Origin of the sequence: Granulicatella elegans (assembly GCF_020735385.1) — a bacterium.
Taxonomy (GTDB): Bacteria; Bacillota; Bacilli; order Lactobacillales; family Aerococcaceae; genus Granulicatella; species Granulicatella elegans_B.
This window is the reverse complement of sequence record NZ_CP085953.1, coordinates 651,569-674,058: the sequence shown is the minus strand read 5'-3', so window position 1 is coordinate 674,058 and position 22,490 is coordinate 651,569. Positions and strand designations below refer to the sequence as shown.

At 31.8% G+C, this 22,490-nt stretch carries 18 protein-coding genes, 1 tRNA gene and 1 pseudogene; 1 reads left to right on the top strand and 19 read right to left on the bottom strand.

All coding sequences use genetic code 11. From position 1 onward, the window contains the following. Positions 1–350 precede the first annotated feature (350 nt). The 19 genes and pseudogenes from LK443_RS03325 to LK443_RS03235 all read right to left on the bottom strand — a co-directional run bounded on the left by LK443_RS03325 (position 351) and on the right by LK443_RS03235 (position 21,707). Positions 351–438: transfer RNA gene (locus tag LK443_RS03325), tRNA-Ser, on the bottom strand. Between the two features lie 463 nt (positions 439–901). Continuing rightward, positions 902–2,218, bottom strand: coding sequence for a S1C family serine protease (locus tag LK443_RS03320; RefSeq protein ID WP_227932109.1), 1,317 nt, complete (start codon positions 2,216–2,218; stop codon positions 902–904). Positions 2,219–2,367: 149 nt separating this feature from the next. Then, entirely contained in the window at positions 2,368–3,174 is an 807-nt protein-coding gene (locus tag LK443_RS03315; RefSeq protein ID WP_227932108.1) for an MBL fold metallo-hydrolase, read from the bottom strand. A 33-nt stretch (positions 3,175–3,207) separates the two neighbouring features. Next, positions 3,208–4,035, bottom strand: coding sequence for a two-component system regulatory protein YycI (locus LK443_RS03310; protein ID WP_227932107.1), 828 nt, complete (start codon positions 4,033–4,035; stop codon positions 3,208–3,210). Continuing rightward, positions 4,025–5,359 (bottom strand): YycH family regulatory protein, encoded by a 1,335-nt coding sequence (locus LK443_RS03305; RefSeq protein WP_227932106.1) that lies wholly within the window; start codon positions 5,357–5,359, stop codon positions 4,025–4,027. The genes LK443_RS03310 and LK443_RS03305 overlap by 11 nt, the downstream gene beginning before the upstream one ends. Next, the gene (gene walK / locus LK443_RS03300) at positions 5,350–7,200 is read right to left on the bottom strand and encodes a cell wall metabolism sensor histidine kinase WalK (protein WP_227932105.1); all 1,851 of its coding nucleotides are present in this window, start codon (positions 7,198–7,200) and stop codon (positions 5,350–5,352) included. Before walK ends, LK443_RS03305 begins: the two co-directional genes overlap by 10 nt. A 74-nt stretch (positions 7,201–7,274) precedes the next feature. Continuing rightward, positions 7,275–7,991, bottom strand: coding sequence for a response regulator YycF (yycF, locus tag LK443_RS03295; protein ID WP_227932104.1), 717 nt, complete (start codon positions 7,989–7,991; stop codon positions 7,275–7,277). A 38-nt stretch (positions 7,992–8,029) separates the two neighbouring features. After that, positions 8,030–9,325 (bottom strand): adenylosuccinate synthase, encoded by a 1,296-nt coding sequence (locus LK443_RS03290; RefSeq protein ID WP_227932103.1) that lies wholly within the window; start codon positions 9,323–9,325, stop codon positions 8,030–8,032. Between the two features lie 26 nt (positions 9,326–9,351). Beyond that, positions 9,352–10,737, bottom strand: a complete 1,386-nt coding sequence (gene dnaB, locus LK443_RS03285) for a replicative DNA helicase (protein ID WP_227932441.1) — start codon at positions 10,735–10,737, stop codon at positions 9,352–9,354. Between the two features lie 320 nt (positions 10,738–11,057). Beyond that, positions 11,058–12,293 (bottom strand): tyrosine-type recombinase/integrase, encoded by a 1,236-nt coding sequence (locus LK443_RS03280; protein WP_002836633.1) that lies wholly within the window; start codon positions 12,291–12,293, stop codon positions 11,058–11,060. A 77-nt stretch (positions 12,294–12,370) separates the two neighbouring features. Continuing rightward, the gene (locus tag LK443_RS03275; RefSeq protein ID WP_035109578.1) at positions 12,371–12,580 is read right to left on the bottom strand and encodes an excisionase; all 210 of its coding nucleotides are present in this window, start codon (positions 12,578–12,580) and stop codon (positions 12,371–12,373) included. A 435-nt stretch (positions 12,581–13,015) separates the two neighbouring features. Next, entirely contained in the window at positions 13,016–13,426 is a 411-nt protein-coding gene (locus tag LK443_RS03270; RefSeq protein ID WP_010815648.1) for a sigma factor-like helix-turn-helix DNA-binding protein, read from the bottom strand. 238 nt (positions 13,427–13,664) lie between these two features. Further along, the gene (locus tag LK443_RS03265) at positions 13,665–15,029 is read right to left on the bottom strand and encodes an MATE family efflux transporter (protein WP_227932102.1); all 1,365 of its coding nucleotides are present in this window, start codon (positions 15,027–15,029) and stop codon (positions 13,665–13,667) included. A 21-nt stretch (positions 15,030–15,050) separates the two neighbouring features. Continuing rightward, complete coding sequence (locus LK443_RS03260; RefSeq protein ID WP_006701969.1) at positions 15,051–16,796, bottom strand: ABC transporter ATP-binding protein; 1,746 nt, start codon at positions 16,794–16,796, stop codon at positions 15,051–15,053. Further along, positions 16,797–17,791 (bottom strand): annotated as a pseudogene (locus tag LK443_RS03255) (ABC transporter ATP-binding protein); the annotation flags it as partial. It abuts the gene before it with no gap. A 12-nt stretch (positions 17,792–17,803) separates the two neighbouring features. Next, positions 17,804–19,312: an ABC transporter ATP-binding protein gene (locus tag LK443_RS03250; RefSeq protein WP_227932101.1), complete on the bottom strand. Its 1,509-nt coding sequence runs from the start codon at positions 19,310–19,312 to the stop codon at positions 17,804–17,806. Further along, the gene (locus LK443_RS03245; protein ID WP_227932100.1) at positions 19,300–19,974 is read right to left on the bottom strand and encodes an energy-coupling factor transporter transmembrane component T; all 675 of its coding nucleotides are present in this window, start codon (positions 19,972–19,974) and stop codon (positions 19,300–19,302) included. The genes LK443_RS03250 and LK443_RS03245 overlap by 13 nt, the downstream gene beginning before the upstream one ends. A 17-nt stretch (positions 19,975–19,991) precedes the next feature. Next, the gene (locus tag LK443_RS03240) at positions 19,992–20,594 is read right to left on the bottom strand and encodes an MptD family putative ECF transporter S component (protein WP_001060382.1); all 603 of its coding nucleotides are present in this window, start codon (positions 20,592–20,594) and stop codon (positions 19,992–19,994) included. A gap of 141 nt (positions 20,595–20,735) precedes the next feature. After that, the gene (locus tag LK443_RS03235) at positions 20,736–21,707 is read right to left on the bottom strand and encodes a helix-turn-helix domain-containing protein (RefSeq protein WP_005953739.1); all 972 of its coding nucleotides are present in this window, start codon (positions 21,705–21,707) and stop codon (positions 20,736–20,738) included. A gap of 329 nt (positions 21,708–22,036) precedes the next feature. Between LK443_RS03235 and LK443_RS03230 the strand changes: the two genes are divergently transcribed. Next, on the top strand, positions 22,037–22,378 hold the full coding sequence (locus LK443_RS03230; RefSeq protein WP_227932099.1) for a plasmid mobilization protein: 342 nt from the start codon (positions 22,037–22,039) through the stop codon (positions 22,376–22,378). Positions 22,379–22,490 lie beyond the last annotated feature (112 nt).

Genomic DNA, 22,490 nt, shown 5'->3' with positions numbered 1-22,490 from the left:
CTCTGTAGTACTTTTTTATCTAAAATAGCGGTTTCGTTATTTTTGAAAAAGAAAATCGATTCTCGAAACAAAAAATGATTCCAAAAACGGAAAATCATTTCGGAAAACCTTTTTTATTTTCATTTTCGGACATACTTATTCAATATTAACCTCTGTTCCTAAAAAAGGGCAAACTATTCCCCCTTAAATTTTCGCAATTTTTTTAAAAGTTATACAACTATTATGCAACCCAACTGCTCAAATGTTTTGTTTCTTGTTTTTTCACTTTTGTACATTTTTAAATTCCAAAATGTGTGCATTATTATAGTAGCATTTATACTCTAGAAACATTGATATGTCAATAACTTAAAAGGAGAAGAGGAGATTTGAACTCCCGCGCCGCTTCCACGACCTATCGCATTTCGAGTGCGACCCCTTCAGCCTCTTGGGTACTTCTCCATTATAAACAATAGTATATTCCTTTTCCCCCAACTCCTCAAGATTTTTCCAAAATATTACAAGAAATTCATAACTTATCCACAGACTTATCCACATGTACACATGTTCGCTACTAAATTTTGTTTATCTTTCCTCTCTATTCACTATATATTGGTCAATACCCTTTTTTTGTAATATTTCTGTTATATCTTGTTCGCTTACTTTATCCACAATTTTAATCCACTATCCAAAGTTGTCCAAAATAGCTACAATCATTGCTATAACAACGTTTTTTAGACATTAACGGTGGACTTATTCACAACTTGCCATTCACTTGTGGATAACTTATTTTCAAAAAAAGCTTATTATATCAATGATTTTAAAAAAATTTTTTCTTTTTTTCTGCACAACTAAAAAAAACTATCCACATAGTTATCAACATTTTTGTGGATAACTATGTGGATAGCATCATTTGATTCTATTTTTATAAACTTGGACTGTCTGAACTTGTTAATTGAATGGTTTTTGTTTGTTTTTGTCCATTTCTATAGTAAGTGACTTCTATACCAGAACCAACTGTTTTACTATAGAGTGCTTTTCTTAATGTTTGCACACCTTTGATTGGTTTACCATCAATTTCTGTAATGACATCATATTGTTTTAATCCACCTTTACTTGCACTACTATCATCTTGAACATCTGCTACAACGACACCTTCTTTCACATCATTCGATAATCCTAATTGTTGGCGCCCTTGAGAAGAAACAGATGTTAAATCAACCATGGAAATACCTAAGACTGGACGAATCACTTTTCCTGATTTTTCTAATTGGTTAATAATCGAAACAACTTCATTACTTGGAATCGCAAATCCAATTCCTTCTACACTAGTCTTACTAATCTTCATAGAATTGATACCAATAACTTGTCCTGCGGCATTGACTAATGCTCCACCGGAATTTCCTGGATTAATCGCTGCATCTGTTTGGATAGCCGTTACAACCCAATCTTGTTTTCCATCTCCATCTACATCTGTTGGAACAGAACGATCTTTGGCAGACACAATTCCTTGAGTGACACTTGTAGCAAATTCCGTTCCTAGAGGTGAACCGATGGCAATAGCTGTTTGACCAGCTTTCACTTCATCAGAATTAGCAAATTCAGCTACTGTTGTGACTTTATCGGCTTTAATTTTTAAAACTGCTAAATCAGTCCATTTATCTGCACCAATTAATTCTGCTTTTTCACGAGTTCCATCTGCCATTAATACTTCTAATTCTTGAGAACCAGAAATCACATGATTATTCGTTACGATATAAGCATAACCATTTTCAACTTTGTAAATAACTCCGCTACCTTCAGAAGCAGTTGTTAAATCACTATCTTCTGCTTTTTGATTTTGTCTACGACTTTGTCCGTAATTACCAAATAAACTATTTTGATTTAAACTTTGTTTATTAATAACAGATACAACTGCATTTTTTACATTAGCAACAACATCTGAGACATCTCCAGCACCCTTGTTCGATAATGCCGTAGGGCTTGTTTTGACAGTTGTTGTACTACTTACCGTAGATTTTGCTCCAGTTAATTGGTTTAATGTTCCAGTTGCACTCATAGCACCGAATCCAATAATAACCGCTAATAATCCACCGGTTACTCCTCCAACAAAACCTGAACGAAAAACTTTTTTCTTTTTAGCACTTTTCTTTTCTACCGGAGTAGGCTCTGGTGTGATTTCTTCATTTAATACGATATTTTCTTGCGTAGTTTCTACTTCTTCATGGAATTCATTTGTCATGAATATCCCCCCTTTTTCATTTTAGCAATCACTTCATTGCTTTCTTTTGACACTCTTATACTAATCTAGTTTTTTGAAAAAAGTTTGAAGATAGTGTAATGAAATCGTTATAAAGCTGTTAAAAATCCCGTTATTATTTGAAAATTTTATTAAACTCTAAACAATTCAGTCGGTTCATATGGATCGGTATGATACACTTCAAAAGTTTCATGAATGCCACAATCATGTTGTAATAAAATAGATTCAGCTGTTTGATACGCTAATTCTTTCAAATTATTATCTTGGCTTAAATGACCTAGATAAATTCTTTTTGTCTTATCTCCTAGCATTTCACACATCGCTAATGCGCCATCTTCATTGGATAAATGCCCTTTATCGCTTAATATCCTTTGTTTTAAATGCCAAGCATAATTTCCCATGCGTAACATATCGACATCATGATTACTTTCCATTAAATAAGCATCTGCATTATATAATAATCTTCTTAATTTCTCACTCACATACCCTGTATCGGTCAGCATGACAAATTGTTTTTGATCTTTTTGAAAAGTGTAAAATTGAGGACAAGCTGCGTCATGAGATACAGCAAAACTCATTACATCAATATCTCCAAAAGTTTTGGTCACTCCTGGTTCAAATAAATGCTTTTGTTCTTGCTTAATCACACCAATATTTTTATTTTCCATCGCTTTCCATGTTTTCTCATTGGCATAAATATCCATACCATATTTTCTTGCTAATACTCCGATACCTTTAATATGATCTAAATGTTCATGCGTCACTAAAATGGTATCAATATCTGCAACTGAACGCCCTATTTTTTCCATTTGAGCAGTAATTGCTTTTCCAGTTAAACCGCAATCGACTAAAATTTTTCGTTGTGGTGTTTCAATATAGGTCGCATTTCCCGAGCTTCCACTCGTTAGCAAACTCACTAAAAAACTTGATTCACTCATGCTTGTTTCCTTCCTTGATAATCTACATTTCTACTATGGATTCGTTGTATTCACTGTTTCTGTAGCCTCATTTGTTAATACTGTACCACGAATCGCATCTACTCGACGAACGAGAGTTTGTCCATCTGCTTGTTTAAATTCTACATACCATGCTGGAGAATAAATCGATAAATCTTTTAATGCTAAAGACTTGTAATACGATAATCGAACAACAGAAACAGTCGAACGAGTTGGGATTCTTCCGGCTAAATATAATACTTCCATTGCTTTTTGAGAAGTAATTAAGGCACGATTAGCCCCCAACACTTCAACGTTTCCCGCAAAAGTTTGTTCATAACTAATGACTTGATTATTGGCATTTAGCGTAAAAATAATTTGACTACTTCCATCCATGACAGGAATTTGATTTGCACGTTGCGCGTAAATCACTTTTCGTGTTGTCGGATTATAATTAAACCATGTATATTGATTTCCGTTTATAATCGAACCACTTTCTACATAACTTGTTAATTCTGCAAAATTATCCATTGTAGTATTACTATTCGCATCCAATGTTAGTTGAATCGGTGCTAATAATTGTGAAGAAATAACACCTTTATCATAAGTTGCAACTTGGTTCGGTAAATTGCTGATTAAATGTTCAATATTAGTTGGACTGATTTGAATAATAGGAAGAGATTCTACCGTCGTATTCACGCTTGTTACCGTTATGCCATCCGCTCTCATTTGTTCCATTACATTGATACTTGTATTTAAAGGCGTCTTGATTTCTTTTTTCATTTGCCAAAATGTTCCAAACAAAAAGATATCTAGAAAGAGAAAACTGATAATTAACACTAATGTTGAACGTCTAAAATCCATCGTTATCTCCTCCTTGTTCAAGCGTTGGTAAAGTTAGTTCTTCTAAAGTTCTCCAAGTATGATCTATCTTCATAAACCAATTTGGAACAAATTCAACAATTTGGTTACTTTCACGGCTTAATTGCCAAGCATATCCTAAACGAATATCCTCTAATGTATCTAGTGCAATTCCTTTTCCTAAAATTTGGTCCATTAAGTCTTTTCCACTCATTAAATCAACCGATTCATTTTTAGATGGAATTGGTGTTTCTGCAATTAAAGAAGATACACGCATTTTTTCAATACCTGTTGCTGTAATAATAAATTGAGATAATCCTTCTTTGGCATTTGAAAGAATCGGATAAGCCCCTGCATATCGCATATATTCTACAATTTTTCTCTCACTATCAAAGTCTGAAAAACTCATTCCTAATTTCCATCCACCTAATTTTTTCATCTGAGCAAAAGATTGTTGTAAATGAACAGTTGGAGTTAAATGTTCATCATCCACTCGATTTTGGTAATAAGAAATAACATTCGTTGAACGATCCATTTTTAATTGGGATAAATTATCATTATAAATAATCGATTGTCCATCACTTCTATTTCTTAATTCCGAAGGATTTGCGAAAAGTTGAGTGATATAAAAACTCATCGGAATTTGTTCCATTAAGTATGTTTGTTTTTCAAGAGGAATCGTATTCACTTCAATAAAAATTTGTTTATTTTTCAAAATATACGATTCTACTAAGTGAAATTTATCCTCCTCATAATATTTAGCAAATTCTGTTTGAATATCTACATCTGACTTAGCTTGAAATACTTGCTTTGTATAATCATTGATAAAGTAAACATTCTTTTGATCATCATGACGATAAATGATACGACTAAAAGTTTCTTGTTTATATTCATCAGGCACATCATTAAAATATCTTGTCATCACTCCAAATGTTACTGGAGCATCAAATAATAACTGACTAAATGAATCTCGAATGACTAATTGTTCATAATTTTCTTGAGATAGTACTTCTTTTTTCGATAATTCTTTATATTTTCCTACAAAAAAATTATTCACCGCGTCAAGAATCGAAGGATCACTAGTCATTTTTACTTTATTTTCATAAGAATAAACAAAGCGTGTTGGTCGAAAAACATCCTCTAATGTATAATTAACTCTTGTTTGCGTACTAGCATCTTGGTTTGTAGAAGCAACATTTCTCGTAAATCCATTTGGAGAAAAAATTTCTACTGGACGAAAAACAATGACTGTTGTTAATACTAAACTCAATAAACTTAATAGTAACAAAATTGCGACTAAAAATCTTAAACGTATTCTCATTCCCATTCACCATCCTCTTCAAATGGAATATATGGTAAAGAAACAAAGAAGGTAGAACCTTTATTTTCAATACTATTCACCCAGATTTTTCCACCATGTAATTGAATAACTTCTTGAGCAATCGCTAATCCAAGACCACTTCCCCCCATTGCACGAGAACGAGCTTTATCTACACGATAAAATCGGTCAAATAAATGAGGAATATCTTTTCTAGCAATTCCTAACCCTTCATCGCTCACACTTACAATAATATCCGTATGAGTTTCCATTAAACGAACAATAATACGTCCTCCATCTGGAGAATATTTAATCGCATTATTAATAATATTATCTAACACTTGCGTAATCTTATCTTGATCTAATTCCACCCATAAATCACGTTGCGTAATATCTGTTAAAATACGATAATTTTTATCTCGATAAGGTTCTGATTGCAATACCATTTCAAATCGACTCACAATATGAACCACTAATTCATTCATATGAATAAATTCTTTTTCCAAGCCTAAACGATTTTGATCCATACGAGATAAGTTTAATAAGTCTGTAATCATTCGCATCATACGTTCTGTTTCAGTTTCAATGACTTTTAAAAATCCTGGAGCAATTTCTTTATTTTCCCACGCTCCATCGACTAAGGCTTCAGTATAACTCTTAATACTTGTTAACGGCGTACGCAATTCATGCGATACATTGGATACGAAATTTCTACGCTCACGATCAATTTTTTGTTGTTCGGTAACATCTGTTAAAACGCAAACTAATCCACTAATAAATCCCGATTCACGCTGAATAACAGAAAATTCACATTGAATAATGGAATCTTCTCCATCATCTTCCAAGTGTATCAAACACTCTTGTTGCGTTTCTAATAACTCTCTAAAACTCACTTTTTCTTCCAATGGTAAAATAGATAACAATGGCATTCCAATCACTTTTTCAGACTTTAAATTCAAAATATCTAAAGCTGCCGTATTCATAATAACAATACGACCACGTCTATCAGTTGCAATCACTCCATCACTCATATGACGCAAGACACTGTCTAAACGTTGACGTTCTGACTCTGTACTCTCTTGGGCTTCTTTAATTTTAAAGGACAAATCATTAATCGCTTGACCTAATTGCCCTAACTCATCATCACTGTATATTTTAACTTCACCCGTATAATTCCCTTCCGCAATTTTTTCCGTTTGCTTTTTCATTTCCGCAATCGGTTTTGTAATCCCTTGAGAAATTAAGAAAGTAATAATAATGACCAACACAATGGCAATTAATGATGAACTAACAAAAATAACCCCGATATCTTTTACTTGAGTATACCTCGACTCAATGTTAGTCGTTACAGAAATAATGCCTAGAGGATTTCCTAAATTACCACTACTAGACGAAATTGGGGAAACAATTTTCCAATAACGTGTATCATGTTCCGTATAATTATATGTATATACAGTGTTCGTTAATAACACTTGTTGCACATCTGATTCCGTAGTTCTAGTTCCAATAACCGATTGTTGAGACTGATTAGTCGTTCCTAATATATACCCTTGCGAATCTAAAACTCTTGCTTCCACAATACTACTTCCCGTCGGATAATCTTGCAGAATTTTCGAAATTTCTGTAATTTTCACTTCATCCTTGTCTTCTCTATCTAAAATGGGTTGCACACTATTTTTCAAAAATCCAACTTGTAATTGAATTTGTTCTTGGAAATTTGAAATCATCTGTGTTTCTAATTGACGAAGGAAATTTGCAACAATTAATTGTAACGAAATCATCAGCATGAAAATAAATAACACAGGGATTTTAAATTGAATGGAACGAAAGAATCGTTTCACTTTTTGCATCTTTTTTCTCCTTTATAGATAATAAATGCGCTTTTCTTCCCAGAATAGTTCTTGGTAAAGAAAAGCGCATCTTTCTAAGCTTCTTTTTCTTGTTCTGGAGTTTTAATATAGTAACCTACTCCACGTCTTGTCATAATCCATGTCGGATGACTTGGTGTGTCTTCAATTTTCTCACGTAAACGTCTGACAGTTACGTCAACCGTACGAACATCTCCGAAGTAATCATATCCCCAAACTGTTTGTAATAAGTGTTCTCTCGTAATGACTTGCCCAATATGTTTTGCTAAATAGTGAAGTAATTCAAATTCACGATGTGTTAATTCAATTTCTTCTCCTCGTTTAGATACCACATAGGCGTCTTCATGAATAATTAAAGAACCTAATACAATTTCGTTCGCTACTTTTTCTTCCTCCGGTTCACTAGGGGCAATATGTTGACGACGTAAATTCGCTTTTACACGTGCCGTTAATTCTCGATTCGAGAATGGCTTTGTCACGTAGTCATCGGCTCCTAATTCTAACCCTAACACTTTATCAATTTCTGAATCTTTAGCCGTTACCATAATAATTGGAACATTACTTGTTTTACGAATTTCTCGGCAAACTTCTAATCCTTCAATTTTTGGTAACATCAAATCTAAAATGACTAAATCAGGATTTTCCGCAGCAAAAACTGCTAATCCTTCTTCTCCATCAAATGCGGTAACAACTTCGAACCCTTCTTTTGACAAACTAAATTTGACAATATCTGAGATTGGCTTTTCGTCATCTACTACTAAAATCTTTTTCATAACTAGCTCCTCTCTTGCGATTGAGCGTTCGGGAAATATTATTTACTATCCCAAACATCTTCTAAAATGTTGGTTTGATTTCTATCAGGGCCTACTGAGAATGTTGAGATTTTTACTCCTACTAATTCTGAAACTCTACGTACATAGTTTTGCGCTTCAATTGGTAATTCATCCAATGTACGGCAACCTGTAATATCCTCAGTCCAACCTGGAAGTTCTTCATAAACTGGTTCACATTGTCCTAATTCTACTAAACTTGCTGGATAATGGCTAATTTCTTCTCCATTTGGTTTACGATAAGCAACACAAATTTTTACCGTTTCTAATCCAGTTAATACATCGATACTATTCAAGCATAGATTTGTAATGCCTGATACACGTTTAGAATGTCTCATCACAACACTATCAAACCATCCAACACGACGTGGACGTCCAGTAGTTGTTCCATATTCACGACCAACTTCACGAATACGGCTTCCAATTTCATCACATAATTCTGTAGGGAATGGGCCATCTCCTACACGAGAGGTATATGCTTTACAAACACCGACTACTTTTGTCACTTTTGAAGGACCTACGCCACTACCAATTGTCACCCCACCTGCTAATGGATTAGAAGAAGTTACAAATGGATAGGTTCCTTGGTCAATATCCAACATCACACCTTGTGCACCTTCAAATAATACTCGTTTTCCATTATCTAAAGCTTCGTTCAATAATACGGAAGTATCACAAACATATTGTTTCATTTGTTGCCCATATTCATAATATTCTTCAAAAATTTCTTCAAAATTCATTGGACTTGCATCATATAATTTAGTAAATTGACGGTTTTTGTCTTCTAAATTCAAACGTAAACGTTCTTCAAAAACTTCTCGATCTAACAAATCCGCAATACGAATTCCCACACGAGCAGCTTTATCCATATAAGCAGGGCCAATTCCTTTAATCGTTGTACCGATTTTCTTGTCCCCTTTAGCTTCTTCTTGTAAACGATCCAATTCAATATGATATGGCAAAATTACGTGCGCACGATCTGAAATTCTTAAATTATCAGTCGTAATATTTCGTTCATGTAAATAAGCTAACTCTGTTACTAAAGATTTTGGATTGACCACAACCCCATTTCCAATAATACAAAGTTTTTCTGGCGAGAAAATTCCTGACGGAATTAAATGCAATTTATACGTTTCTCCACCAAACTGAATCGTATGTCCAGCATTATCCCCTCCTTGATAACGAGCCACATACTCTGCTTTTTCACTTAGGAAATCAGTAATTTTACCTTTTCCTTCGTCGCCCCATTGTGTACCTACTACTACTACTGATGACATATCCACACCTCTTTAATTGATTTTTTTTACATTGGTGGCATTGAAGCTTCTAAACTTTTCGATGCTATCGATGTAAATTTATTATATTCTTTAATAAACATTAATTCTACGGTTCCTCGTGGACCGCTACGGTTCTTTTCTATAATGACTTCAATAATATTATTCGATTCTTGTTGTGGAACATTTCCATCTTCATCTGGTTCTTGTCGGTAATAATCCTCTCGATATAAGAATGCTACAATATCCGCATCTTGCTCAATCGAACCAGATTCACGAATATCCGACATCACCGGACGTTTATCTTGTCTTTGCTCTACTCCACGAGATAATTGAGATAAAGCAATCACTGGAACACTTAGTTCTTTAGCAAGTTTCTTTAAATTTCTTGAAATTTCTGAAACTTCTTGTTGACGACTTTCTCGTCCATTTCCTTCGATTAATTGTAAATAATCAATCACAATTAATCCTAAATTATTTCGTTCTTGTTTTAATCGTCTGCATTTTGCACGAATTTCTGATACACGAATCCCTGGAGTATCATCAATATAAATAGGTGCATTCGATAAAGTACCCGATGCTACAAAATAACTACGTAGTTCTTCTTCCGTTAAACGTCCATTTCGCATATTACTTGCATCAATACTTCCTTCCGAACATAACATCCGGTTTACAAGAGATTCCGCACTCATTTCTAAGCTGAAAATGGCTACCGTTTCATTTGTTTTTGTCGCAACATTTTTAGCAATATTTAATACAAACGCTGTTTTACCAACAGATGGACGTGCTGCTAAAATAATTAATTCATCCGAATGAAGTCCAGAAGTCATTCGATCTAAATCGATGTATCCTGTTGGAATCCCTGTAATTTCTCCCGTATTTTTCATACGCTCTTCAAGAGATAAATACGCTTCATTCAAGACTTTTGTAATATCTACAAATCCTGCTCGATTTCTCTTTTCAGAAACTTCTAAAATACTTCTTTCAGCTCTATCCAACACGGCTGCTACTTCATCTGTTTCACCATATGCATCTGTTGCAATATCCGTAGAAGTTCGAATTAATTTTCGTAAAGTTGATTTTTCACTAACGATTTTAGAATAATATTCCACATTCGAAGCAGTTGGAACTTTTTCTGCTAATTCAAGCAAATACAGTTGTCCTCCTGCATTTTCTAATTGTTTATTTTGATTTAAACGTTCTGCAACTGAAACAATATCAATGGGCGAAGAATCATTATTTAACTCTACCATCGCTTTAAAAATGACTTGATGATTCACACGATAAAAATCATCAGGCATTAAAAATTCCATTACAGATACAATTGAATCTGGATCTAATAATATCGCTCCTAGTACAGATTGTTCTGCATCTAAATTTTGCGGTGGAATTCTTCCTTCAAATTGTTCATCCACTTGTCCATTGACACCTTCTTTCATTCCATACATACGGTGTCATTTTACCATAAAATCTACAAAAGAAACAGACAGAACCTTTCACAGAACAGAAAAAATCCAAGTCGGTTTCTCCGTCTTGGATTTTCTAAGAAGCGCCTCTTCTATTAGTCTTGATGTTTCATTGTTGGGAAAATCCCCTCTACTTTAGATAATTGTCTAAATCTCTATAAAAGTCTATTTTATGGTACTTTTCCATTTACGACAATTTGCTAACTCTCTATAAGTGCCTATAGATTTCTAGCAAATTGTCGTAAATTTGTCGTAAGCTGTCGTAAATTCTAAAATATAAATTTCATCGCTTTTTCAAATTCTCCCATCTGTTCTATCTTAAAATCTTCTGTTGCATCTACATATATATCCATTGTTGTACTAATATCAGAATGACCTAGAATAGACTGCATTGCTTTTGTATTTATATTTTGTTCATTAAGCCTTGTAGTAAAGGTGTGTCTGAAAATGTGATTGCTTAAATGTGGAACTAATAGAATATCATTAGAGCTCGATTTATTTTTATCCATTATACTTAAATTGCAATCTCTAACAATTCTTCTTAAAGCTTTATTAAGTGTTCCATTATTGTGAACCTTTCCGAACCTATTTAAAAATACAAAGTCTTTAAATCCATCGATTGAATCACAACATTCGATTCCAAAAGTCTTTTGTAACTCTCTTTCCATAAGAAAAGCATCTTTTACTTTTTGAACCATAGGAATACTTCGCTTACCTGATACTGTCTTCGGTGTATTAATAGCATATCTATTGTTTAATCCTTTACCTTTACTATAATATACCAAAGTCCTATTTACATTTATAAGACCATTATCAAAATCTAGATCGTCCCATTGCAATCCTGTAACTTCTCCAACTCTCATTCCTGTCCAAAGCATAACAATGAATATTGGATACCATTTTTTATATTCATCACTATTAGATAAATATTCTTCAAATAGCACTTGTTCTTCTATTGTCATGGCTTTTTTCTTCAGAGATTCATTTCGATAAGCTACTTTCAATTCCTTCAAAGCATTGTCAGATGGATTAAATCTTATATATTCGTCATCCACTGCTAATTCTAAAACCTGATGTAAGACAGTATGAACACAATCTATGGTAGAAACCATCAATCCCTGATCTTCCTTTAATCTGTTATAAAAACTTCTAACATCAGATCTTTTAATATCAGATAGTTTAATGCGACCAAAAGTCGGTTCGACAAATTGTTGATACATATAGATGTAATTTTTAAAGGTATTATCTTTTAAACCTCTTTTTACCTTTGTCCATAGCTTAAAAGTATCATTTACAGATAAGCTACTTCCTTCGTTGTTGATTCCATCTATAGTATTGCGTAAAATATCTAATTCCTTTTCTCTTAATTCTTTTAGAGTTTTCGCATAGATAGATTTTCTACGACCTATTTTGTCTTGCCACTTAAATTCATAAGTGCCATTTGATCTTTGATATTCACCGTCTTTTAAAACAACCCCTTTACTATCTTTGCGTCTTTTTACCATAAAAATTCTCCTTTTTTGATAAAAGACACGCTATAATTATTATACCGCATTAAGCGTGTTTTATATATAGTTTTAGATTAAATAGAGAACTGTCTATTTAAATATTCTTCCATTAACTTTTTCTTAATAAGACGCTTACTACCATTAAATAATACAAAATCGCAATCATTTTCATCCGTTAATTGTCTAACTTTATCTTGACCAATATTAAAATATTCAGATGCTTCTTTTAATGTTAGAAATGCTTTTTCACAAACACGAACTACTTTTATATTTTCATTAATCATAAATCCTCCAAATAATATATTTAAAATATTTATTTTAATATTTTTAAAGTTTTTTGACATTGACAAGTGCATTGGATTAGCAACATAGGAATCTCACCTCCGCCTCTGTTCAGGATGAGCCGGCTTCAACCTTAGAAGTATCATTATCCTCACTTTCTTCATAGCGAATAGGGTATCCCTCCCTATATTCAAACTCTTACTTATCGCTCCCTTTCTTCTTCCCTTGCTTTTAGCTTAGCAGTACTTGTTTTACCGAATTATTCAGCAGAAAGATCTTGGCGGATAGGTTATCACGCTCCAAAAATGATTAACGTCTTGTCTTGGTCTATTCAATTGTTAAGGTTCAAATATTGTTTAAATTTCTTTTAAAATAGAAAGAGGACAAAACTCCCCTCACTTTATAAAGGAAAATTTGCCCTCTTTGGTAACCAGAAATTATATTTCTTCTATAAGTTTCTTTAGTTTTTCTAAAATCTTATCTCGCCTTTTTATTAAAGCAGGATGTGATATATTTTGAGTCTTCGCTACTGCACGAAGTGTTTCATCATTGAAATATAATCTTTCAATTATTTCCCGTTCCTCCTCATTTAACTTTGACATTGCATTTCTTAGTGCTTCAATCATCATTTGTGTTGCGACAACTTTTTCTACATCAACATTTTTATCTTCTAGATTATTTTCAAAATTCCCATCGTGATTTAGAGACGAAAAAAATAGCAAGTGGTTTTTCTTGTCCACCTGCTCTAAATATTTTTCATGTTCTCTTTCTTGCCAGTAGGCTTTGTATATCTGCTCACTTACTTTGATTTTTTGTCCACCGACATAAAGGTAATATTCTTTTGTCATTTATGTTTCCTCCATTCTTTTTTTGTCTTTATGTTTTCAGACAAAAAAAGGAGGACTCCTGCTCTTGGGCATGGTTAGTCCTCTAGAATGAAAGAAACTCTTTCTAATAGTAATTGTATTTAATTTTTTAACTGAGTTATCTAACTTGTAAACAGCGTAAACCAAAGAAAAAAGGTAAATTTACTTTAATTATATTTATTTGCATATTTCCCTCCATTCTTTTAAATAAACCCACTTATTATTCATTACTTGAATTTTTCAAACTGATTTTATCCATCCTATTTAATTCCCCAAACATCATTACTACACCAGCTATTATCATAATTAAATCTACAAGGGGTTCTGCAAACCATACTGCTTTAACTCCAAATATCATTGGTAAAATAATCATGGCAGGTACGAATAAAAATAACTGTCTTAGCATTACTATTATGCCGGCTTTTTTAGCGTTTCCTATTGATTGGAAGAATGTTATAGTCATTACCATTACTCCATATAGGATAAAGATAGAATAAAATAGTCTAAAGTTTCCTATTCCCTGAGTTATAATACTTTCTTCTACTCCAAATAAAGACAGAATATTCTTTGAAAATGCTAATGCTGGTATCCAAAATATTGATGCAAGAACTAATCCTCCGATAGAAAATACTTTCATAGCTTCTTTTACTCTGTCGTATTTTTTCGCTCCAAAATTTGTACCAACTACAGGTTGTAAACCTTGACTCATTCCCCAAAGTGGAATGAATGAAAAGGCATATATTCTAAGTGTTGCTGCCATCAAGATAGCATTTGTATCTCCGCCATATTTAAATGACATTTTATATAGCATTGTTTGTTGAATCATAAATAAAATTTGCATCATCATAGCAGATGACCCTACGCCAAACATTTCTTTTTTTATTTCCTGATCAGGTTTGATTTTATTTATTTTTACTGCTTTACTTTTATATTTGAAGTAATGGAGTGTTATTATTGCTTGAACAAATTGTGCTGTAATAGTTGCAAGTGCAGCCCCTTCTATTGCGTATTTTCCCATTAATTTCATTAGAATTGGATCAAGAATTATGTTTAAAAAAGCCCCTAGCCCCATAATGAACATTGCTTTTTTCATTAATCCTTCTCCACGCATAACCATGTTTGCTGATTGAGTAAAGTTTACAAATAAAGAACCAATGAAAATTACTCGTAAATATCTGATACCATATTCTTTAATTTCTCCACTTGCTCCAACCATATCTAAAAAATGTGGTGCAAGTAAAATTCCGCCTATTGTAATAATTGATGAGAATAGAATAACCCAAAAGATTAAATTCCCCATAATTTTATCAACTGTTTTTTGGTCACCCTTTCCTATAGCTCTTGATAAAACTGATGCTGAACCTACACCTATGAGTGTAGATACTCCACTATTAAAAAAGGTAAGTGGCATAGCTACACCACAAGCTGTCATTGCAGTTTGTCCTATAATATTTCCTGCAAAAATTCCATCCATTAGTGGATAAAGACCTATTACTATCATTCCTATTACAGCAGGGACAGATAATTGAAAAAGTAAATCTATGGGTCTTTTTGTTAATAATTGTTCTTTCATATCTTGTTTCATAAAATCATCCTCTATTAAATTTTATTCAATTTTCCAACCAGTAGCTTTTTCTCTTTTCTCAATAAAACTCTTGTATATGTGTGATTTTTCCATAAGCTCTTTATGTTTACCAATACTTTCAATATTTCCTTTATCCATAACAACAATTTGATCAGCATTTTTAATAGTTTCAAGTTTATGTGCAATCACAATTACAGTTTTATCTTTTAACAAATTGTTTAAAGCAGTTATAAGTTGTTGTTCATTTTCTGGATCTACACTTGAAGTAGCTTCGTCAAGAATAACAATTCTGCTTGGTTTTAGCATAGCTCTTGCTATAGATATTCTCTGACGCTCTCCTCCAGATAAATTTGAACCACCCTCTTGTAAAACTGTGTCATAACCATCTGACAACTTCATAATAAATTCATGACACTGTGCTTGCTTAGCAACATTAATAACTTCCTCATCACTAGCTTCTGGATTTCCGAACTTAATGTTGTTTTTTATAGTGTCATCAAATAAATAGACGTCTTGAAAAACAAAAGTGAAATTAGATAACAGATTGTCATACCTAAAATCTTTTATGTTATTATCATCAATCAATATTTCTCCAGAATCTACATCCCAAAATCTAGCTATCAAATTACAAAGTGTTGTTTTTCCACTTCCAGAACCACCTACAATTGCTGTAGTCTTACCTTTTGGAATATCTAAATTTAAACGGTTAAATAAGTTCTGTTCGTCATATGAGAAGTCAACGTCCTTTAGATTTATATCTCCTTTTTCAAAGCTTGTTCTTGTGCCTTCTGAAATTGTTGGTAAATTCCTAAGTTTAGCAATTGAATCCAAGTTTTGTATAGCTATTCCTCTAACGTTTTGCATACTTCCAGCCATTTCAAAACCAGAAAAAACAATAAAACTAGACACTACAAGCATTACAGCTTTATAGTGATCAATTTCTCCTATACAAAATCTATAAATAGCTGAAAATATAATAAGACAAATCCCTAATTTAAATATAATTAGAAATATCAAAGCAGCAGGTGCTACAGTTTTTTCAACATTTATAAAGCCTCTTCTATTTTTATAAATCTCTCTGTCCAATTCTTTAGTCATTTCACCACTTTTTCCAAACGACTTAATGACGCTAATACCTTTAACATACTCTAAAGTAGATGCGTTTAGATTTATTTTTAACGCTTGTAATTTTTTAGTCAACTCATCTGATTTCTTTTGAAAGATAACATTGCATAACATTCCTAAGAATAAAGTTCCTAAAATTATAGAACCTGTAACTATATCAAACGGAATCATAAATATCGCCATTATTATAGTTTGAATTACTCCCACAAATAAAGTTTCTATTATATTAACTCCTACGGTTTCAAGTTCACCTATAACTGTGGTTAATCCGCCTGAAATGTTTCCAAGGCGATTACTGCTAAAATATCCCATATTCACTTTTTTTAGCTGATCACCTATATATAGCCTATTTTCTGCTCCCATATTGTAAGTTGCGATGTATTTATTTCTATCAGCCATATAACTAGATAATATTTTCCCTACTACACTTAGTAGAGCTATTGCAAATACGACATAGATGTCTTCTTGTGTAATATTTCTTCCTTCAAATATATTTTGAAATATTTTAAGTAAAAGCAACATTGTAGCTCCAAGGGATATTCCTTCAAATATACTTTTTAATACTTCAAAGAAAAACATCTTGCTAATTTTGGAAGATTCTTTTCCAGCGACCCAATATAACTTGTGAATTAATTCTTTCATTTACTCACCCCTATCGTTTGATAAACTTATGTGTGATTTCCACATTTTTGCATATGTTTCACTTTTTCCAAGAAGTTCTTTATGAGTTCCTTCTGCTTCAATTTCCCCATTGTTTAATACTATGATCTTATCGGCTCCTATTATTGTAGAAAGCCTATGAGCAATCATAATAACCGTTTTATTTTCAACTAATGCATCTATAGATTTTTGAATTTCAGCTTCATTATCTGGATCAGAATATGCTGTAGCTTCGTCTAATAAAACTATTGGGCTATCTTTAAGCAAAGCTCTTGCTATTGTAAGTCTTTGTCTCTCTCCTCCAGACAAGTTGCTCCCAGATTCTCCAATTATGGTTTCATATCCATTAGGAAGACTCATAATAAAGTCATGACAAGAAGCTTTTTTACAAGCGTCTTTTATCTCTCCAATACTAGCATTTTGATTTGCCATTCTCATATTATCTATAATACTTTTTCTAAATAGATAAGTTTCTTGTGATACATAGGTTACAAGTTCCATGTTCTTTTCAAGAGAAACATCTTTAAGATTTACATTTCCTACGGATATTTTCCCTTTATTAATGTTCCAATATCCCGCAATTAGCTTAGCAATAGTGATTTTCCACCACCAGAATAACCAACAATAGCTGTAAGTTTATTTTCTTTTGCACTAAAGGATAAGTTATCAAAAACTTTTTTCTTATCATTATAGGCAAAACATACATTTTCAAAATTAATATCGTATGATCTTATTTTTTCCTCTCCATTACCTCGTTCTAACTCTGGTAACTCCATAACATTTTTTATTTCATCTATTACAACTCTTACATTCGCCATAGTATCCATATGACTCATAGCTTTAATCAAAGGTTTGTAGCAGGCATAAGATAATAAAACACACATTATTAGATTGCCTACTTCAATACTTCCATTCATATACAAGTATAAAGAAGTTGGTAAAACAAATAATAAAGTTGATGGTAAAACTTCCATTACGCACCTCCTAAATTATTTAGCCTCCATAGCTCTTAACAGCTGTCCTATATTATCAATATAAAAATCTTCTGTTATTATCCCATTCTCTAGTTTTACAAGTCTATCACACGTCTTTGCTATAAATTCAATATCATGAGAAATTATCAAAAATTTTGTTCCTTTTTTTTGTTCCTCTTTGATTAATCTCCCCACCTTATCCATACTCCTGAAATCAAGCCCTGATGTCGGCTCATCCAATATAATAAAAGGTGTTTCTCTCAACATAGCTACGCATAGAACCAATCTCTGTTTTTGACCACCTGATAAAGTTGCTGGATGCTTATCTCTTATATCAAATAATCCAACTTTTTTTAAAAGTTCCTCTGCTTTCGTGATATAATCTTCTCTATTTTTTAACCCAGTTAATAATTCATCCATCAAATCTTCCCCAAATAATTGAGAGTCTAAATCTTGAGGAATATACCACACTTTGCTTAACCTCATCTTTTTATTAGCTTTGAGTCCATTTATCTTTATTTCTCCATCAGTCTGATTTTGAATCCCAGAATAAATTTTACCGAGTGTACTTTTACCTGTTCCATTTATTCCTACTAAAGCAATAGTCTCATTGCTATCAAATTTAAATGACACATCTTTTAGTACGAAAATATTTTTATATTTTTTACAAATATTTTTCACCTCAAAATCAAAAGAATTGTCACTACTAATTTCTTTTTCTTTAACTTTGTAGTCATCTACAACAATATCATCAAGATTTATTGAGCGTAAGCCCAATGCATTTAAGTCTTTTGAACTAATTTTTTCAAATTCTTCTGCTTTATAACTATTTGTTAAAGATCCATTTTGTATCAATAAATACCTATCAGCTATTCCTTTTAAATAAAATAACCTATGCTCAACGATTACTATAGTTTTTCCTTCATTTTTTAAGTCCATTACAAGTTTTGAAAATTTATATATTGATTGTAAATCAAGATTTGCAGATGGTTCATCAAATACATAAATAGATGGTTCAATGGCTCTTGCTGAACAAATTGCTACTTTTTGCCTAATTCCATAGGATAAATTGTATATCCTATTATTTAGCAATTTATCAATATTCATTTTCTCAGTTGATTCATTTACTCTTCTTATTATTTCATCACGCTTATATCCCAAATTTTCCGGTCCAAATGCAATTTCTCCATTAACTTCATTGGCAAAAAATTGGCTTCTAGGATCTTGAAATACATTACCGACTAACTTTGCTATTTCCCAGGATTTTAAATTTCTGATAGATTTGCCATCAATAAATACTTCTCCATCTAAATTTCCTTCGTAAAAATTTGGAATTAATCCATTTATAGCCCTTGTCAAAGTAGACTTGCCACATCCCGACTCCCCTATAATTACACAACATTCACCATCTTTAATGTCTAAATTTATATCTTTCAACTGTTCATCTTTATTGCTATTATATGAAAAAGATAATTTCCTAATTTCCAGTTTATTATTCAATGATGCACCTCTCATATAAGACATAATATAAATAAAACAAAGCTTGCAGTTATTATAATTATGTCTAATTTACACAACTTGTTACTATAATATGAATCCCTTTTTATTGGGTTTTCAATTCCTCTAACAATCGCTGCTGCTGATAATTCATCTCCTACTTTTATAGAACGAAAAATTAAAGGAACTATAGCATATTCAAGAGTCCTCAAAGGATTTGATAAAATATGAAAAAAGTTACCTATAAATCCCCTTACTTTCATAGCTTCTTTTATTGTTCTAAATTCCCCAGCAATTGTTGGTACAAATCGAATAATTACCGTTAATATAAGTACAAAATTTCGTGGCAACATTAATTTGTGAAATATTGAAATTAATTTTCCTGATGGTATCTTAAAAGTTAAAAATCCTGCCATGATTGGAACTATGAATTTATACAACATTCCCAAAAGCATTGGTGAAATTATAACTACACCACTAGGTATCATTTTTAATAACCGAAATGTAGTAAAACTATATATCATAAAATAAATTATGCTCTGTTTGATAAAACCAAAATATGCTAAAAGCATACAAAGCCATCCTACAAACAGAGCATGCATATAGTAACTTTTTGTAAATATTGACACCATACAGGAAATAATAGTTAAAAAAAGACAAGTTATTCCACTTATTTTTTCTATTTTCATTTCCCATATATCTCCATTTACTCTAAAATACCCGCCTTTTTAAAGTGCTTTTTAAGAATTTTTTGTGCAAACAAAACACCTAAAGCAGATAATATAACGGTTATTGTTACACCTAATAATAGTAGTTTTGGTGAAGATACCAAATTATATTGCAATGTTAATGTCTTATCTGCAAACCCACTCTCTAAAGCTTGCTTTTGATAAGATTCCCAAGCTATCCAACATGGAACTCCTATTCCCATGAACATACCAGCACCATAAACACTCCAGCCAATCATATTTCTTATTGGATTTATATAAGTGTCTTTGCCTATCATTACTATTTCACACAAAATAGCAAGTCCAATAAAATATGGAAGCATAAACACATAACCCATAGCTGCTGTGATAAGACCATAAATTAATATCCATATAAATAATAGCCCGTGTTTATTAAGTCTGTTAGCTGCTACTAAGTAGAAAATAGCTCCTATAAACATTTCAATTCCAGCAGTACCATAAATATATACAACTGGAACAGCAACCATACTCATTCCAATAACAATAGAAATTGCATAAAATAAAGCAATCATAATAGCTACTGTTACTACATCTTTTGTAGTCATTTTTTTATTGTTCATAAAACACCTCCGTTAATTAATAAAATGTACATAGAATGTGTATAGAGAATATTTACAAAAAAATATCCATCTCAACTTTATTATAAAGTAAGATGGATATTTTCTTTATAACCTGACAGCTCTTTATTTGCTCTAAAAAGGTCAGATGGATTTTTTTCTATATTCTTGAGGAGTTTGCCCAAAATGTTTTTTGAATGACTCAGAAAATTTACTAGGATTCAAATATCCTGACAAATCAGAAATCTCTCCTATCGACATTAAGGGTTTATGAATTAATAATTTAGCAGCGGCTTCTAAACAATTTTCCCTAATAAAATTACCTATTGAGCTTCCAGTTATGTATATAAAACATCTCTTCAAACTGGATTCTGAAATAGCATATTTTTTTGATAAATCAGAAATAGAATATCTTTCAAAAGGATTATTTAAAATCGTCTTATATGATTCTACAGTTGCTTTATATACTGGTTCTGAAAAAGACGTTAACTTAAATGTATCTGAACTTTCAACTAAATTTAAAAATAATAACAACTCTATTGTTTTTATAATTGAATAAGAAAGTCTTATTCTAGAATCTACTCTATAAAGTTCACTAATAACATGGTCTATCTCATGACGTGAATGAATAATTAAAGCTGCACCATTTTTACATAAACGGTCTTTTATTTCTAACAAATCAATTTTTGCGTACGGAAAGTATTTATCAATAGATTTTTGTGCCTTTTCAATATCAATAAATATTGAAAGTCCCACATATTTTTTTGTTGGTATGCATGAATCTTCAAAAGGAACTTTACCTATTTCGATTACACTTAGATCACCTTTACCTATCAGAGCACGTTCATTATTTTCAAGTTTAAACTCATAACATCCCTCTAAGCAATGATCTATTTCTAAAACCCCGCTTTTAGGATTTATTTTTTGATATGCCGTCTCCATATTAAGGTTATTATAAGATAATTGAACACCTTCAAATAAATTGTAGCAACGCATTTCGCCACAGCCAGTAGAATTTTCAATTGTATAAATTTTACATTCATCAGTAACCTTTTTTTCAGAAAAAATATATCCTTCAAGGACATTTTCTATAATATCTTCATGATTTAATTCCAAAACTCTACCTCCTAATGCATCATAATAATCAATTAAATTATACCCCAAAATTAGTTTTTATACTAAAAATACACTATAGCATATTAATCGTACATCTATATTTTAAGCTTTTCTATTAGATACAGACATTTCAATTTTATGGTATAATGATAGTAATTAAATAACACGCGCTTAACGCTTATAACTTTAATAGCAAGCACAGTAAGTGAGTACCCACTTACGAAAAATTGATGAAGCAGAACCTTTATGGACTGCTTCTTTTTTTTATCAATTTTACCTTGTTAGGGAGAACCCTAAGACCCCAATAATTTATGATAAGGAGATATACTATGGATAATAGAAAAAGAAATAATCAACTAAAAATATATTTAACAGATGAAGAAAAGGAAGTTTTTGAAAAGAAAATGAAACTTGCTAATTGCAAAACTATGTCCCACTTTCTTAGGAAATGTGTATTAGAAAAAGAAATTTATGTAGTAGATTTAGAACCATTTAGAAACTTACAATGGCTACTTTCAAATGCAACAAATAATATAAACCAGATTGAAAAAGCTACTAATACAACTGGTGTTATTTACAAGAATGAAATCGAATCAATGAATAAACAGATAGAAAAATTATCAAGAGAAATATGGCAGATCCATTCCCTACTTCTTAATAAATCAAAATGAAATTTATTATATAAGTCAAAATTTAATTTATAAATACATTAAATACCAGATGAGAAATTCTACATTTTTAATAAAAACTAGGTACATCAAATACTGCATTTTTCATGAATAT